This window comes from Streptomyces sp. NPDC052114, assembly GCF_040680155.1.
Classification (GTDB): Bacteria; Actinomycetota; Actinomycetes; order Streptomycetales; family Streptomycetaceae; genus Streptomyces.
Window position 1 is genome coordinate 74,637 of record NZ_JBFAWC010000023.1, and the last position, 15,885, is coordinate 90,521.

The following is a 15,885-nucleotide window of genomic DNA, read 5'->3' on the forward strand; positions in this document are numbered from 1 at the left end:
CCCCTGTCTCACTCGTACGAAAGGATCCGCTCCATGGCCGACTCCGCTGCCGGAAAGGTGCCGTCCACCGAGGACGCCGTTCTCGTCGTCGGCGTCGGCGCCTGCGCGGACGCCTCCGTGGCGGAGGTGCTCGGCCTCGTGCGGGACGCGGTCCGCGAGACGGGCCTGACCGAACGGGCGGTCGCCGAGCTGGCGACGGTCGACGTGAAGGGCAGGGAGCCGGGGATCGTCGGGGCGGCGGCGCGGCTGGGGGTGCCGGTCGTGACGTACTCGGCGGCGGAGCTCGCGCGGGTGACGGTGCCGAATCCGTCCGCGCGGTCGCGTGCGGCCGTGGGCACGCCGTCCGTGGCGGAGGCCGCGGCGCTGCGGGCGGGCGGTGAACTCCTCGTGCCCAAGCGGAAGTCGGCGCCGGTGGGGCGCCCGCCGATGGCGACGTGCGCGATAGCGAGCAGGCCGCCGACGGCCGCGCCCGCGCCGCCCGGCCACGACCTGCGCCACCACGGGGACGCGGAGGTACGGGACGACGGCGCGGGCCTCACGGACCTGGCGGTGAACGTACGGGCCGACACTCCCCCGGCGTGGCTCAAGGAACTGATCGCCGCGTCCCTCGACGGTCTCGCGGCGTACCCGGACGGGCGGGAGGCCCGGGAGGCGGTGGCGGCGCGCCACGGACTGACGCCTGATCAGGTCCTCCTCACTTCAGGGGCCGCGGAGGCGTTCGTCCTGCTCGCCCGCGCCCTGAAGGTCCGTCACCCCTACGTGGTGCACCCCCAGTTCACCGAGCCCGAGGCGGCGCTGCGGGACGCGGGGCACGAGGTGGGGCGGGTGCTGCTGCGCGAGGAGGAGGGCTTCCGGCTGGACGTGGCGGCGGTTCCGGAGGAGGCCGACCTGGTGGTCGTCGGCAACCCCACCAATCCGACGTCCGTCCTGCACCCGGCGGCGTCGATCGCCGCGCTGGCGCGCCCCGGGCGGGTGCTGGTGGTGGACGAGGCGTTCATGGACGCGGTGCCGGGTGAGCGGGAGGCGCTGGCGGGGCGCACCGATGTGCCGGGGCTCGTGGTGCTGCGCAGCCTGACGAAGACGTGGGGCCTCGCGGGGCTGCGGATCGGGTACGTCCTCTCGTCGCCCGACACGATCGCGGCGCTCGCGCAGGCGCAGCCGTTGTGGCCGGTGTCGACGCCGGCGCTGGTCGCCGCGCGGGCGTGTGTGGGGCCGCGGGCGGTGGCGGAGGCGGGGCATGCGGCGCACCGCGTGGCCGCGGACCGGGCCCATCTGGTCGCGGGGCTCGCGGAGTTGGCCCCCGCGGGGGTGCGGGTGGCGGGGCCGGCGGAGGGGCCCTTCCTGTTGGTACGGGTGCCGGGGGCGGCGGGGGTGCGGGAGCGGCTTCGGGGGGAGGGGTATGCGGTGCGGCGTGGCGATACGTTTCCTGGCCTGGGGCCCGACTGGATTCGTCTCGCGGTCCGGGACCGCGAGACCTCGACCCGCTTCCTCGCGGCGTTCGCCGCGGCGCTGTCTCCTTGACGGAGGTCCGGCTGCGCCGGGGCGGGAGCCTCCTTCATCGCCGCCCGGCACGGTCCGGCTGCGCCGGGGCTGGGGCCACACTTCCCGCTGCCCGGCACCGGGGGCTGTGCCCACCCGTTCCGCCTTGCGGAACGCCTGCCCACAGCAGGAGCGGCCCCCACCGGCCCGCAGGCGCCCCACGGCCCGAGGGGACGTGGGGGTATGTGCGAACGGAGCACTGAGCGGGCGATGGCGTCTTTGGACTTGGGGCGGGGCGCAGGGATGGCGAGTACGCACATACCCCCGCGGCCCCGCCCCGAGACGGGCAAAGGCGGACCAGCCCAAGGCGCCCCGCCAGACGCCCGCGGCCCCGCCCCACCGACGAAGCGGGCGTGCACCGGCAGGCGCCAACGCAGCCCGCCCCACAGGCGAACCCAAGGCGCAGCACCGTTCAAGGCGCAGGCGCCAGATTCCGTCAGGCGCGTGACCTCCGCGTAAGCGCCACCGCCCCGCCCCCCGCCGCCAGCAGCACCACCGCGCCGCCCGCGATGTACGGCGTCAGTGAGTTGCCGCCCGTTTCCGCGAGGTTCGCCTCCGTCTTCGGCTCGGTCTTCGGCTCCGGCTTCGACTCCACCGGCTTCTCCGGCTCACCCTGCGGCTTCGTCCCGCCCTCCGTCACCTTCGTCGGCGTCTCGCACCCCGCCCCCGCGAGCGTCACCGTCCCCTCGACCTCCGCCACGTTCAGCTTCAGCGGGTTCACGGACACCTTCAGCTCCAGCGCGGCCGCCGCGGCCGTACGCGACGTCGTATGTGTCTTCGACAGGTCGAGCCGCACCTCGCCCACCCCCGGCACCGACACCCGGGTCGCCTGCCCGGCGGTCAGGGTGACCTTCTTGCCGAGGACGGTCACCCCGCCCAGCAGGTTCGACTCGGCGACGGGCCGCTTCCCGGCCGTGCAGACCGCCTTCGAGGTGACCTGCTCGACCTCGACGAGGGAGAGCAACGGCAGCCCCGGCACATGCATCCTGGCCCGCGCGATGTTGCTGTAGCCCTCCGCCGTGGCGCCCTTCACGGTCGCCCTGGCCGTCGCCACGTCCGCGCGCAGCACGCTGAACGGGCGCCCGCCGTCGACCCCGTCCAGTTGCGCGGTCAGCGCGGTCTTCTCCGCGCTGGCGGGCGCCCGCACCTCGTTCAGGGCCACATTGAGCGGGACGTTCACGGTCTTGTTGAGCAGGGAGACGTCGAGGCCCGTCCGCAGGACGACGGCGTCGGCGCGCCCGCCCCGGTGGCTCTCGCCGCCCGTGGCCTGCGCGGACCCCGCGCCGGCGAGGGCGAAGGGCCCCGCGGCGAGGGCCGTGGCGACGGAGACGACGGCGAGGCGGCGGGCGGACAGGCGCGGGCGGACGGCGTCGCCGTTCCGGAAGATGTCGCTGTTCAAGGTGGTGGGACCCTCACGAGAGAAACGGGCCACCGTCCGCGCACGCCACATGGGGACATCGCGTGCGCACCGATGGCGTCGCCCTCCTTCGGCGAAGGACGACGCCGGAATCTTTACGCACTCTGAGTGAACGGTCAGCAACCTGGCGTGAGTTCACTCCAAAGGGACGTTTCCGCCCCTGCTTTCGAATCCCCCGGCACGCGTGTCCCCTTCGGCCACCCCCGCAACCCCCGCCCCACGCACGGATGTTGACGCCCGGGGCCCACCGGGGCCCGCCGGGGCGACATCAACGAACCACGCCGCCCCCGCGTCACGCCCCGGTCAACCGACCACCTTCCCGTTCAGCACGACCCGCCGGGGCGCCGCGAGCACCCGCACGTCCTCGCGGGGATCCTCCTCGTAGACCACGAGGTCGGCCGGCGCGCCCTCCACGAGCCCCGGCCGCCCCAGCCACTCCCGCGCCCCCCACGTGGTCGCCGAGAGCGCGTCCACCACCGGGATGCCCGCGCGCGTCAGCTCGGCGACCTCCGCGGCGACCAGGCCGTGCGGCAGGGAGCCGCCGGCGTCGGTGCCCGCGTAGATCGGGACGCCCGCGTCGTACGCGGCGCGCACCGTGTCGTAGCGGCGCGCGTGGAGCCGGCGCATGTGGTCCGACCAGCGGGGGAACTTCTTCTCGCCGCCCGCGGCGAGGTCCGGGAACGTGGCGATGTTGACCAGGGTCGGGACGATGGCGACGCCCCGCTCGGCGAAGAGCGGGATCGTCTCCTCCGTGAGCCCCGTGGCGTGCTCGATGCAGTCGATGCCCGCCTCGACGAGATCCCGCAGCGAGTCCTCGGCGAAGCAGTGGGCCGTGACGCGCGCCCCGAGCCGGTGCGCCTCGGCGATCGCGGCCTCGACCGCCTCGCGGGGCCAGCACGCGGTCAGGTCGCCGACCTCGCGGTCGATCCAGTCGCCCACGAGCTTGACCCAGCCGTCGCCGCGCCGGGCCTCCTGGGCGACGTACGCCACCAGGTCCGCGGGCTCGATCTCATGGGCGTAGTTGCGGATGTAGCGGCGCGTGCGGGCGATGTGCCGGCCCGCGCGGATGATCTTCGGGAGGTCCTCGCGGTCGTCGATCCAGCGGGTGTCCGAGGGGGAGCCCGCGTCGCGGATCAGGAGGGTGCCGATCTCGCGGTCGGTGAGGGCCTGTTTCTCGGCGGTGTCGGCGTCGACGGGTCCGTGCGTGTCCAGCCCGACGTGGCAGTGCGCGTCGACCAGGCCGGGCAGCGCCCAGCCCGCCACGGTCACCGTCTCCGTCGCGGGCGCGACCGGGCGGTCGTAGGTCACCCTCCCCCCGACCACCCACAGTTCGTCCCGTACGTCGTCGGGCCCGACGAGCACCCGCCCCTTCACGTGCAGCACCGCGTGATCGCTCATGCACCGCAGCCTAAAAGGCGGCCGGTACGCTCGGTAGCGCAGCCCGAACGAACTCGTGAGCGAAGTGAGCAGTGACGTGAGCAGTACCGTGACGCATCCCTTTCTGGACCTGGCGCCGCTGAGCGCCCAGCACTTCGCCGCCATCGAGGCGCGGGTGGCCCGTCTGCTGGCCACCGAGCAGGACGTCGTGATCATGCAGGGCGAGGCCCTGCTCCCGCTGGAGGGGTGCATCCGGGGCGCGGCCCAGCCGGGCACGACCGCGCTGAACGTGATCACCGGGCCGTACGGCCAGACCTTCGGGAACTGGCTGCGGGACTGCGGCGCAACCGTCGTCGACCTCGCGGTGCCCTTCCACACGGCCGTCACCGCCGAGCAGGTGCGCCAGGCCCTCGCCGAGCACCCGGAGATCGACTTCGTCTCGCTGGTGCACGCCGAGGCGGCGACCGGCAACACCAACCCCGTCGCCGAGATCGGCGAGGTGGTGCGCGCGCACGGCGCGCTGTTCATGCTGGACGCCGTCGCCTCGGTGGCCGCCGAGCCGCTGCTGCCCGACGCGTGGGGCGTGGACCTGTGCGTGATCGGCGCGCAGAAGGCGATGGGCGGCCCGGCGGGCGTCTCCGCCGTGTCGGTGAGCGAGCGGGCCTGGCAGCGCATCGCCGCCAACCCGCAGGCGCCGCGCCGCTCCTACCTCTCGCTCCTGGACTGGAAGGAGCGCTGGATCGACGGCGGCCGCAAGGCCCTGCTGCACGCGCCCGCCCAGCTGGAGATGCTGGCCCTGGAAGCGTGCGTGGAGCGGATCGAGACGGAGGGGCTGGACGCCCTGATGGCGCGGCACGCCACCGCCGCAGCCGCCACGCGCGCGGGCGCGCTCGCGCTCGGCGGGGGCCTGGAGCCGTACGTGCACGAGGCCCGGGACGCGGCCCCGGTCGCCACCACCCTGCGGGCGCCGTCGGGCGTCGACGCCTCGGAGCTGGTCGCCAGGGCGCTGGCCGCCGACCCGGTGCTTCCGCTGGTCGCCGGGGGCGGGGCGCTCGCCAAGGAGATGATCCGGGTCAACCACTACGGCCCGGACGCGACGCGCGGCGTCGTGCACGCCTCGCTCGCGGCCCTGGGCGCCGCGATGGGCGAGTCGGGCCTGACCGTCGACCTGGAGGCGGCCCGGCGCGCGGTGACGGACGCCTGGCGCTGACGGCGGCCCCTCCTCTCGGAGCAACCCCACCCGGTCCGGGCCCGCGCGGCCCGGACCTCCCGGGCCCTGCGCCGGTCCCGTAGCGGCCCGGCGCCACGCGGGCCCCTGGGCGCGCGCGTCCGACGCCCCCTTCCCTCCCCCGCCACCCCCGTGGCAGCGTGCCCGTCATGAGCACACTCCCCGACGGTCGCCGCATCCCGCCCCTGACCGCCGACGAGCCCACGATGCTGGCGAGCTGGCTCGACATCCACCGCGCCACGCTGGCGGTGAAGTGCGCGGGTCTCGACGACGAGCAGACGCTGCGCACCCCCGCGGAGCCCTCCGCGCTCTCCCTGTTCGGCCTGGTGCAGCACCTCGCCGAGGTCGAACGGAACTGGATCCAGCGGGTGTTCGCGCGGCGGGACGTCCCGCTGCTCTACGCCGGGCAGCCCGGCGGCTTCACGCTGGACCGGACGAGGACGTTCGCCGAGGTGCTCGCGGCGTGGGAGCGCGAGGTCGCGGTGAGCCGCGAGATCTGCGCGGGCCGTTCGCTCGACGACACGGGCCGGCTCGGCCCCGAGGAGGCGGCCGTCCTCGGCGGTGCCGACGTCGTCAGCCTGCGCTGGATCCTGATCCATCTCATCGAGGAGTACGCGCGCCACAACGGCCACGCCGATCTTCTGCGGGAACGTATCGACGGGGTAACCGGAACATGAATGCGGCAGGGGTTTTCCGGCGCGCTCCGCGCACCTCCCCACAATTTCCCGACGCATTCTCATGAATTCTTTAGAAGAACAGCTTCCCGTATTCTTCTGCCCGCTTTCCCGGGACCTAAACGCAAAGATTTCGACAGCGCCAATCGACGTAATTCGGGCACGTCTCCCGGGGGTTACGACTCTGTGACGTACTCCACATCGTGACCGTTTCACGCCTTATGTCACGGTCAAATCACCATGAAACGGCGAGGGCTCATGCGGGCGCGCACCCACGCGTGATAACACACGAAGCGCTTTCATGTAACCCCTTCCCCCGATGCAATCCCAGGAATTGCTCGGTAAATTCAATCCGCATGACCGCTGCACAAGCCGATCTACCGACCGACCTGCAAGCGAAATTCCAAAAAATGCCCGAGGGGTTGCGACTCGACACCCCCGTCGTCGCCGACGGGGCCGCCATCTGGCGGATCGCCCGGGACTCCAAGGTCCTCGACCTCAACTCCTCGTACAGCTATCTGCTGTGGTGCCGCGACTTCGCGCGCACCTCTGTCGTGGCGCGGGACGCCGACGGCGAGGTGGCCGGTTTCATCACCGGTTACGTCCGCCCCGACCGCCCCCGCACCCTGATGGTCTGGCAGGTGGCCGTCGACCACCCGCACCGCGGCAAGGGACTCGCCGCCGCCCTGCTCGACGGGCTGACCGCGAAGGTGGCCGGGGCACAGCCGGTCGACTCCCTGGAGACGACCATCTCGCCCGACAACACCGCGTCCGAGGCGCTGTTCACCTCGTACGCCCGGCGGCACGGCGCATCGGTCGCGCGCACGGTCCTGTTCGACGCGGGCCTGTTCCCTGACGACGGGCACGAGCCCGAGGTGCTGTACCTCATCGAGCCGCTGCCACGCTGAGCGACGGCGGACGGCGCATGCCGACCCCGCTCCCCCGGCTTTCCGCCAACACCCCCCACCTCCCTCGCACTTCCTCATCTCCCAGGAGATTCGCTGTGACCATCACCCAGCCCGACCTGAGCGTCTTCGAGACCCTGGAGTCGGAGGTGCGCAGCTACTGCCGCGGTTGGCCTACGGTCTTCGACCGCGCGCAGGGCAGCCGCATGTTCGACGAGGACGGCCACGAGTACCTCGACTTCTTCGCCGGGGCCGGTTCGCTCAACTACGGCCACAACAACCCCGTGCTGAAACGCGCCCTGATCGACTACATCGAGCGGGACGGCGTCACCCACGGCCTCGACATGTCGACGACCGCGAAGCGCGCCTTCCTGGAGACGTTCCAGAACGTCATCCTGCGGCCGCGCGACCTGCCCTACAAGGTCATGTTCCCGGGCCCGACGGGCACCAACGCCGTGGAGTCGGCGCTGAAGCTGGCCCGCAAGGTCAAGGGCCGCGAGTCGATCGTGTCGTTCACGAACGCCTTCCACGGGATGTCGCTCGGCTCGCTCGCGGTGACCGGCAACGCCTTCAAGCGGGCGGGCGCCGGCATCCCGCTGGTGCACGGCACGCCGATGCCGTTCGACAACTACCTGGACGGGCAGACGCCGGACTTCATCTGGTTCGAGCGGCTCCTGGAGGACCAGGGCTCCGGGCTCAACCAGCCCGCCGCCGTGATCGTGGAGACCGTGCAGGGCGAGGGCGGCATCAACGTGGCCCGCGCCGAGTGGCTGCGCAAGCTCGCCGACGTGTGCGAGCGCTGGGACATGCTCCTGATCGTCGACGACATCCAGATGGGCTGCGGCCGCACCGGCGCGTTCTTCTCCTTCGAGGAGGCGGGCATCACGCCGGACATCGTGACGGTGTCGAAGTCCATCAGCGGCTACGGGATGCCCATGTCGCTCTGCCTGTTCAAGCCGGAGCTCGACGTGTGGGAGCCGGGTGAGCACAACGGCACGTTCCGCGGCAACAACCCGGCGTTCGTGACGGCCGCCGCCGCCCTGGAGACGTACTGGACCGACGGCTCGGCGATGGAGAAGCAGACCCGCACCCGCGGCGAGCAGGTGGAGCAGGGTCTGGTCGCGATCGTCGACGAGAACCGTGACGCCATCAAGGAGTACCGCGGCCGCGGCCTGGTGTGGGGCATGGAGTTCCACGACAAGGACCGCGCGGGCGCGGTGGCCAAGCGAGCCTTCGAACTGGGCCTGCTGATCGAGACCTCCGGCCCCGAGGGCGAGGTCGTCAAGCTGCTTCCGGCACTGACGATCACGCCCGAGGAACTGGACGAGGGGCTGCGCACGCTGGCTCGCGCGGTACGCGAGACCGCCTGAGCGAGCGCCCTACCGAGCCCTCGAATCGTAAGAGAAAAGGAACCGACTCACCGTGATCGTCCGTTCGTTCAAGGACATTGAAGGCACCGACCGGCATGTGAAGGCCGCCTCGGGAACCTGGGAGAGCAAGCGCATCGTCCTCGCCAAGGAGCGGGTGGGCTTCTCCGTCCACGAGACCATCCTGTACGCGGGTACGGAGACGTCGATGTGGTATGCGAACCACATCGAGGCCGTCGTCTGCACCAAGGGTGAGGCGGAGCTGACCGACGACACGACAGGCGAGAAGTACACGATCACGCCGGGCACCATGTACCTGCTCGACGGGCACGAGAAGCACACGATGCGGATCAAGGAGGACTTCCACTGCATCTGCGTCTTCAACCCGCCCGTCACCGGTCGTGAGGACCACGACGAGAACGGCGTGTACCCGCTGCTGACGGAGCCGGAAGCGGACTGACCGTCCCCACAGCATCCCGACAGGGCCGTACGAGAGGAGAGGCAGGCAACACCATGACCACCGCACCCGAGCGCACCACCGACCTGTACCCGACCCGAGGCACCGAGGAGGTGCTCATCGAACGCAAGGACCCGGTGGTGTGGTCCGAGCCGGGCGCCGAAGGGCCGATCTCGGCCGGGGATCTGGCGGGGTTCGAGCGGGACGGTTTCCTGGCGATCGACCAGCTGATCACGCCGGACGAAGTGGCCGTCTACCACGCGGAGCTGGAGCGTCTGGTCGGTGACCCCGCGATGCGGGACAACGAGCGCTCCATCGTGGAGCCGCGCTCGCAGGAGATCAGGTCGATCTTCGAGGTGCACCGGATCAGCGAGCTCTTCGCGCGGCTCGCCGCGGACCCGCGCGTCGTCGGCAGGGCCCGCCAGATCCTCGGCTCGGACGTCTACGTCCACCAGTCCCGGATCAATGTGAAGCCGGGCTTCGGTGCCTCCGGCTTCTACTGGCACTCGGACTTCGAGACCTGGCACGCGGAGGACGGCCTGGCGAACATGCGGACCGTCTCGGTGTCCATCGCGCTGACGAAGAACCACGACACCAACGGCGGCCTCATGATCATGCCGGGGTCGCACAAGACGTTCCTCGGCTGTGAGGGCGCCACGCCGAAGGACAACTACAAGCGGTCGCTGCAGATGCAGGACGCGGGCATCCCCTCGAACGGGACGCTCACCCGCTTCGCCGCCGACCACGGCATACGCCTGTTCACGGGCGAGGCCGGCTCGGCGACGTGGTTCGACTGCAACGCGATGCACGGCTCGGGCGACAACATCACGCCGTATCCGCGTTCGAACGTCTTCATCGTGTTCAACAGCGTGGACAACCCGGCGGTGGAGCCGTTCTCGGCGCCGGTGCGGCGCCCGGAGTACATCGGGGCACGGGACTTCACCCCCGTCAGGTGACGTAGCGCGTACGCACGGCGGCCCGGCATCCTTCGTGGGTGCCGGGCCGCCGCGCGTCGCGGGTCAGCGCGTCGGGTAGTCGGTGTAGCCCTTCTCGGTGCCGCCGTAGAAGGTCGCCTGGTCCGGCGTGTTGTAGGGGCCCTCGGTCCGCAGGCGGGCCGGCAGGTCCGGGTTGGCGAGGAACAGCGCGCCGAAGGCGATGACGTCCGCGGTGCCGTCCTCGACCAGGGCGAGCGCGTCGTGGCTCGTGGGGCCCTCGCTCAGCGGGTTGAGGACGAACGTGCCGCCGAAGTCCTGGCGCAGCCGCGTGGTGAGCTCGCGCACCTCCCCCACCTCCATGACGTGCAGATACGCGAGGTCGAGCGCGGCCAGCTCCTTCACCAGGGCGGTGTACGTCGGCTCCGGGTCGGGCTCGGAGATGTCGTTGAAGGGGTTGCCGGGCGAGACGCGGAAGCCGGTGCGCTCAGCGCCGATCTCCGCGGTGACGGCCTTGGCGACCTCGACGGCGAAGCGGATGCGGTTCTCCACGGAGCCGCCCCACTCGTCGGTGCGCCGGTTGGAGCCGGGCGCGAGGAACTGGTGGATCAGATAGCCGTTGGCGCCGTGGAGTTCGACCCCGTCGAAGCCCGCGTCGACGGCGTTGCGCGCGGCGGTGACGAAGTCGCCGATGGTGGCGCGGACCTCGGCGCCGGTCAGCTCGCGCGGGGTGACGAAGTCCTTGGGGCCCTCGGCGGTGTAGACCTGCCCCTGGGCGGCGACGGGCGAAACCCCGACGTTGACCAGGCCCTCGGGCAGCAGGCTGGGGTGGCCGATGCGGCCGGTGTGCATGATCTGGGCGAAGATCCGGCCGCCCGCCGCGTGCACGGCGTCGGTGACCTTGCGCCAGCCGGCGATCTGCTCCGCGCTGTGCAGCCCCGGCGTGTCCGGGTATCCCTGGCCGACCACAGAAGGCTGGATCCCCTCGGTGATGATCAGGCCCGCGGAGGCGCGCTGGGCGTAGTACGCAGCCGTCAAGTCCGTGGCGACACCGCCCTCACCTGCACGGCTTCGCGTCATGGGAGCCATGGCGATGCGGTTGCCGAGCTGGGTGCCGGACAGGTCGATCGTGTCGAACGCGGTGGTCATCGGGACTCCCGGGCTGGATTTATGTGGTCGGCCAATTATCTGCGCCGGATGTCACTGTACCCCATTCCTTGGCCGACCAAGGTAATCTTTTGGAAGACATCCGGTGACCAGGCGCGAAGGCCCGGACCGGCGACCAGGACGCGACCCACAGGAGCTCCCGATGAAGGCCGACACCGCACAGGCCGCCCCCGCCGACCCCGTCTGTAGGCCCGGGGCGTCCGGCGTCGCCGCGGCCGGGCCGGTCAGTCTCGCCGTCAGCCGGGTGGCGCGGCTGCACCGCATCGCCGCGGGCAAGCTCCTCAAGGGGCTCGGGCTCTACCCCGGCCAGGAGTTCGTGATGATGCACCTGTGGGAGGCGGGCCCGGTACGGCAGTCCGAGCTGATCAAGGTCGTCGAGCTCGACCCGTCGACGGTCACGAAGATGCTCCAGCGCCTGGAGCAGGCCGGACATGTGCGGCGCCGCCCCGACCCGGCCGACCGGCGGGCGGTGCTCGTCGAGGCCACCGACGCCAGCTGCGGGCTGCTCACCCAGGTGGAGCGCGCCTGGGGCGACCTGGAGGGGCACACGCTCGCCGGTCTGGACGAGACCGAGCGGGCGGAGCTCGCCAGGCTGCTGGCCAAGGTCGAGACGAACCTCTGCACGGAGACGGCGGACTGCCCGGAGCGCGCGGGCCGTCCCTGACCGCGCGCGGCGGCGCCCGCGACCGCGCCCCGGGTGCGGGCGTCTACAGCCAGGCCAGCGACGCCGCCCGTGCCAGCACCCGCTGCGCCGCCGACTCGTCGCCCGCCGTGCCGCGCGGCACCTCCCGCGGCGTGCGGCGGCCGCCCACGAGCAGACAGAAGTCGACCGGATCCAGGACGAGTTCGGCCCGCACCGGTTCGTCGGCGCTGCCCAGCACCCACGCGGTCTCGCCGCCCTCCCCGGCCACGGTGAGCGCCACGGGCGGCGCCTCGGGGCCGAGCGCCGGACCCAGGATGCGTACGGCCAGCCGCACGAGCTGCCACAGGTGCGGGGCCGGCGGCGGGGGCACCGTGCGGTGGAGGGCCCTGCCGATGTCGTCGGCGTGCACCCAGGCCTCGAAGGCGCGGACCAGGAAGTGGTCGGCGACGGGCAGGCGCACCCCCATCAACAGCTCGGTGCGGGCGGCGAGTTCGGGGTCGTGGGCGGCCGGTGCGGACAGCAGCCCTGCGGCCTGGCAGCGCCACGCGGAGACGGTCTCCTCCGGTGCGCGGCCCCGCTCGTGCCGGATCACCTCCTCCGTACGCGCCTGCCACGCCGTGCGCCACGGCGCCCTGCCCCGGATGCGGGAGGCGGGCACGCGCGGGTGCAGGCCGAGGCGCAGGGCGAGCGGCTCGTCGGCGGCGATCAGATGGGCGACGGTGTCGTGCGCGGTCCAGTCGTGCACGACGGGCGTCTCCCACGCGTCGCGCTCGTCGAGCTCGCCCAGCAGCGCCTGGAGTCCGGCGACCGCGGCGGCGTAGGGCGCGGCGTGCGGGGCGGTGCGCAGGGCGGGGGCGCGGGTGCGCAGGGCGAGGGCGAGCCCGTGCGCCCCGGGGTTGTGGTCCGGCGCCGCCCGCGGCAGGGCGGGCCCGTCCAGGTGCCGCACGGCGGCCCGCAGCCGGGCGGCCTCGGCGGCGCAGTCCGCGCACTCCCCCAGATGCCGTTCGACGACGGCCTCGTCGTCCGCCGTCAGGGCCCCCACAGCCCAGGCTCCCAGCAGCTCGCACGCCGCTTCGTGGTCGGTGGTCACGGGAGTTCACCGTTCGTCGTCACGGGAGTCGTCCTTCCCTCCGGGGCTTCTCGTCAGGGGAGTTCACCCCTCAGGGGTGGGTCAGCCAAGGTCTCCGCCAGGGTGCGCAGCGCCGTTCTCAGGCGGGTCTTCGCCGTGCCCTCGGGGATGCCGAGCTCGACCGCGGCCTGGCGGTAGGTGCGGCCCGCGAAGTAGGCGAGGTGGACCACCTGGCGCTGGTGCAGCGGGAGCCGGGCGAGAGCCGAGTGCAGGAGGAAGGAGCGCTCCTGCTCCAGGACCGCCTCGTCCGGGGAGGGTCCCGGCGCGGGGACCGTGCGCAGGGCCGTCTCGTCGGCGTGGGCGGCCTTGCGGTGCCGCTCCTCGCCGCGCACCCAGTCGACGGCGCGGCGGTGGGCCAGCATCGAGAGCCAGGTGCGCAGGCTGCCGCGGCGCCCGTCGAAGGCGTAGGGGCGGGTCCACAGGTGGGCGAAGACCTCCTGCGCCACGTCCTCCGCGGCGACGTGGCTGCGGGTGACGCGCACGGCGACGCGGTGCACGAGTCCGCCGTACGCGGCATAGGCCTCGGCGAGGGCCGCCTCGTCGCCGTAGACGAGGCGGCGGTGCAGGTCGGCGTCGGGCAGCGGCCCGTCGGGGCCGTCCGGCACGCCCTGGGGGCCCGGCCCTTCGGACCTGCCGGACTGTTCGAAGGATGGCTCCACCGGCACCACCACCTCGCGCGGCCACCTCGTCCTGCCAAGCCTGGCGTCCCGGAGCCCGCCGCGCCAGGCCTCAGCCGGACAGCACGTCGAGGAGCCGGTCCACGTCCGCCTCCGTGTTGTACAGGTGGAACGTGGCCCGCAGGTGTCCCGCCCGCGCCGCCGCCCTGATGCCCGCGCGGCCGAGTTCCGGCTCCCGGTCGCCGAGGCCGGGCACCGAGACGATGGGCGAGGTGCCCGGCACCGGGGTGTGGCCGAGGGCGGCGAGACCCGCGCGGTAGCGGTCGGCGAGCGCCGTGTCGTGGGCGTGGATCGCGTCGACGCCCAGCTCCTCGACGAGCGGGAGCGCCGCGGCGGCCGCGTGGTAGGCGAGGAAGGCGGGCGGCTCGTCGAACCTGCGGGCGTCCGGGGCGATGTCGCCGAGCGGCCCGTACGTCGACAGCCAGCCGTCGGCGGCGGCGAGCCAGCCGGCGTGCAGGGGCGTCAGGGAGTCCTGCGCGGCCTCGGTCACGGTCAGGAAGGACGTGCCGCGCGGGCAGAGCAGCCACTTGAAGGCGCCGGTCACGGTGTAGTCGTAGGCATCGGCGTCGAACGGCAGCCAGCCCACCGACTGCGTGGCGTCGGCGAGGGTGCGCGCGCCGTGTGCCGCGGCGGCGGCGCGTATCGCCGCGCAGTCCGCGGTGCGGCCGTCGGCGGACTGGACGGTGGAGAAGGCGACGAGCGCGGTCCCGGGCCGGACGGCTTCGGCGAGCCCCTCCAGCGGCGCGTACCGCAGCTTCAGGTCGCCGCGCACCACGAAGGGGTTGATCAGCGAGGAGAAGTCCCCTTCGGGGAGGAGCACTTCGGCGCCCGCGGGGAGGGACGCGGCGATCAGGCCGACGTGCACGGCGACCGAGCCGCCGGTCGCCACCCGCGAGGAGTCCACGCCGGCGAGCCGCGCGAAGGAGTCGCGGGCCGCGTCGACCTTCTCGAAGTCGCCCGAGCCGACGCGCTCGCCCGCGCCGAGCTGCGCCGTCAGGTCGCGGACGGCCTCGACGGCACGGCGCGGGAGCAGTCCGCAGGTCGCGGTGTTGAGGTAGGTCGTGGTCGGCGCGAACTCGCCGGCGTACTCCGTGCTGTGGTCGATCCCCAGGAACGTCATGGGGATCAACCTAAGCGGCGGCTCAGGCCTGGGGAACCGCGCACCCGTCGGGGCCGCACGCCTCGCCGCCGTCGGCGTCGGCGAGGGTGGTCAGCGGCGAACGGTTGCCCCACGCCTGTTCGAGGGCCTGGGTGAAGACCTCGGCGGGCTGGGCGCCGGAGACGCCGTAGGCGCGGTCGAGGACGAAGAACGGCACGCCGTTCGCGCCCAGTTCGGCGGCCTCGCGCTCGTCGGCGCGGACGTCGTCGGCGTAGCGCTCGGGGTCGGCGAGGACGGCGCGCACCTCGCTCTCGTCGAGGCCCGCCTCGACGGCGAGCTCCACGACGCGGGTGTCGTCCGCGAAGACGGACCGCTCCTCGGCGAAGTTGGCGCGGTAGAGCAGCCCGATCAGCTCGTCCTGGCGGCCCCGCTCCTTGGCGAGGTGCAGCAGGCGGTGCATGTCGAAGGTGTTGCCGTGGTCGCGGCCCTCGGTGAGGTAGGCGAGGCCCTCGGCGGCGGCGTTCTCGCCGAGCCGGCGCTCGCCCTCGCGGGCCTGGTCCTCGCTCATGCCGTACTTCTGCATGAGCATCGGGATCACCTGGCCGGTGTCGCCCTTGGGGCGGGTCGGGTCCAGCTCGAAGGAGCGGTGCACGACCTCGACGCCGTCGCGGTGCGGGAAGGCGGCGAGCGCCTTCTCGAAGCGGGCCTTGCCCACGTAGCACCAGGGGCAGGCGATGTCGCTCCAGATCTCGACGCGCATGTGTGTGGCTCTCTTCGGGTCGTACGTCAGGTCACTGCGGAGGGTGCCTCCGCTCCTCCCGTCAACGCACGGGCAAAGCGGCTCATTCCCCCACCGCGCCGGCGTCCGCCGAGAACTTTCCCGTGTTCGCCCGGATCCAGGTGCGCAGGTGGGCGAGGGGTTCGAGGGCGCCGCGGCCCAGTTCGGTCAGCCCGTACTCGACGCGGGGCGGGACCTCGGCGTAGACCGTGCGCGTGACCAGGCCGTTGTCCTCCAGGCGGCGCAGGGTCTGGGTGAGCACCTTGGGGCTGACGCCCTCCAGCTTGCGGCGCAGCTCGCCGAAGCGGCGCGGGCCGTCCGCCAGGGCGGTGATCGCGAGGCCCGTCCACTTGTTGACGAGCAGCTCGAAGACCGCGCGCCCGGGGCAGAGCAGTCCGTAGATGTCGTGGCGGCCGAGGCCGTCCTCACGGGTCTGACCAGTCATGGTTTCCAAAATATAGCTGTACCCCTTGCGGGTAATCGGGGGGCTGCTCCT

Annotated in this window: 16 protein-coding genes; 8 read left to right on the forward strand and 8 right to left on the reverse strand. The window is 72.8% G+C overall.

Annotation, left to right across the window (positions count from 1 at the left end; translation table 11 throughout):
• The first annotated feature begins 33 nt into the window (after positions 1-33).
• Positions 34-1,521 carry an Rv2231c family pyridoxal phosphate-dependent protein CobC gene (gene cobC, locus AB0L89_RS35890; RefSeq protein WP_365150959.1) on the forward strand — a complete coding sequence of 496 codons (1,488 nt, stop codon included), beginning with the start codon at positions 34-36 and terminating at the stop codon, positions 1,519-1,521.
• Between the two features lie 454 nt (positions 1,522-1,975).
• On the opposite strand, the gene AB0L89_RS35895 is transcribed toward cobC, so the two are convergent.
• Together AB0L89_RS35895 and AB0L89_RS35900 are read right to left on the reverse strand one after the other, a co-directional pair.
• Positions 1,976-2,893: an SCO1860 family LAETG-anchored protein gene (locus AB0L89_RS35895; protein ID WP_365151076.1), complete on the reverse strand. Its 918-nt coding sequence runs from the start codon at positions 2,891-2,893 to the stop codon at positions 1,976-1,978.
• A gap of 366 nt (positions 2,894-3,259) precedes the next feature.
• Entirely contained in the window at positions 3,260-4,354 is a 1,095-nt protein-coding gene (locus AB0L89_RS35900) for an amidohydrolase family protein (RefSeq protein ID WP_365150962.1), read from the reverse strand.
• An 88-nt stretch (positions 4,355-4,442) separates the two neighbouring features.
• Here AB0L89_RS35900 and AB0L89_RS35905 point away from each other — a divergent pair, with 88 nt between their 5' ends.
• The 6 genes from AB0L89_RS35905 (at position 4,443) to thpD (ending at position 9,920) form a co-directional block, all read left to right on the forward strand.
• Entirely contained in the window at positions 4,443-5,543 is a 1,101-nt protein-coding gene (locus tag AB0L89_RS35905) for an aminotransferase class V-fold PLP-dependent enzyme (RefSeq protein ID WP_365151079.1), read from the forward strand.
• Between the two features lie 167 nt (positions 5,544-5,710).
• Entirely contained in the window at positions 5,711-6,238 is a 528-nt protein-coding gene (locus AB0L89_RS35910; RefSeq protein ID WP_365150965.1) for a DinB family protein, read from the forward strand.
• A gap of 407 nt (positions 6,239-6,645) precedes the next feature.
• Positions 6,646-7,143 (forward strand): diaminobutyrate acetyltransferase, encoded by a 498-nt coding sequence (ectA, locus tag AB0L89_RS35915; protein ID WP_365150968.1) that lies wholly within the window; start codon positions 6,646-6,648, stop codon positions 7,141-7,143.
• A 95-nt stretch (positions 7,144-7,238) separates the two neighbouring features.
• The gene (ectB, locus tag AB0L89_RS35920) at positions 7,239-8,510 is read left to right on the forward strand and encodes a diaminobutyrate--2-oxoglutarate transaminase (protein ID WP_365150971.1); all 1,272 of its coding nucleotides are present in this window, start codon (positions 7,239-7,241) and stop codon (positions 8,508-8,510) included.
• Between the two features lie 52 nt (positions 8,511-8,562).
• Positions 8,563-8,967 (forward strand): ectoine synthase, encoded by a 405-nt coding sequence (locus AB0L89_RS35925; RefSeq protein ID WP_150166377.1) that lies wholly within the window; start codon positions 8,563-8,565, stop codon positions 8,965-8,967.
• A 53-nt stretch (positions 8,968-9,020) separates the two neighbouring features.
• Entirely contained in the window at positions 9,021-9,920 is a 900-nt protein-coding gene (thpD, locus tag AB0L89_RS35930) for an ectoine hydroxylase (protein WP_365150975.1), read from the forward strand.
• A gap of 63 nt (positions 9,921-9,983) precedes the next feature.
• On the opposite strand, the gene AB0L89_RS35935 is transcribed toward thpD, so the two are convergent.
• Positions 9,984-11,045: an alkene reductase gene (locus tag AB0L89_RS35935; RefSeq protein WP_365150978.1), complete on the reverse strand. Its 1,062-nt coding sequence runs from the start codon at positions 11,043-11,045 to the stop codon at positions 9,984-9,986.
• 160 nt (positions 11,046-11,205) lie between these two features.
• Between AB0L89_RS35935 and AB0L89_RS35940 the strand changes: the two genes are divergently transcribed.
• The gene (locus AB0L89_RS35940) at positions 11,206-11,727 is read left to right on the forward strand and encodes a MarR family winged helix-turn-helix transcriptional regulator (protein WP_365150981.1); all 522 of its coding nucleotides are present in this window, start codon (positions 11,206-11,208) and stop codon (positions 11,725-11,727) included.
• Between the two features lie 43 nt (positions 11,728-11,770).
• Here AB0L89_RS35940 and AB0L89_RS35945 read toward each other — a convergent pair whose 3' ends face one another.
• The 5 genes from AB0L89_RS35945 to AB0L89_RS35965 all read right to left on the reverse strand — a co-directional run bounded on the left by AB0L89_RS35945 (position 11,771) and on the right by AB0L89_RS35965 (position 15,834).
• Positions 11,771-12,796, reverse strand: a complete 1,026-nt coding sequence (locus AB0L89_RS35945; RefSeq protein ID WP_365150984.1) for a maleylpyruvate isomerase family mycothiol-dependent enzyme — start codon at positions 12,794-12,796, stop codon at positions 11,771-11,773.
• Positions 12,797-12,849: 53 nt separating this feature from the next.
• Positions 12,850-13,440 carry a sigma-70 family RNA polymerase sigma factor gene (locus tag AB0L89_RS35950; protein ID WP_365151082.1) on the reverse strand — a complete coding sequence of 197 codons (591 nt, stop codon included), beginning with the start codon at positions 13,438-13,440 and terminating at the stop codon, positions 12,850-12,852.
• Positions 13,441-13,564: 124 nt separating this feature from the next.
• A complete protein-coding gene (locus AB0L89_RS35955; RefSeq protein WP_365150987.1) occupies positions 13,565-14,632 on the reverse strand; it encodes an aminotransferase class V-fold PLP-dependent enzyme in 1,068 nt (355 codons plus the stop codon).
• A 22-nt stretch (positions 14,633-14,654) separates the two neighbouring features.
• Positions 14,655-15,371 (reverse strand): DsbA family oxidoreductase, encoded by a 717-nt coding sequence (locus AB0L89_RS35960; protein ID WP_365150989.1) that lies wholly within the window; start codon positions 15,369-15,371, stop codon positions 14,655-14,657.
• 82 nt (positions 15,372-15,453) lie between these two features.
• Positions 15,454-15,834, reverse strand: coding sequence for a helix-turn-helix domain-containing protein (locus AB0L89_RS35965; protein ID WP_365150992.1), 381 nt, complete (start codon positions 15,832-15,834; stop codon positions 15,454-15,456).
• Positions 15,835-15,885: the final 51 nt, after the last annotated feature.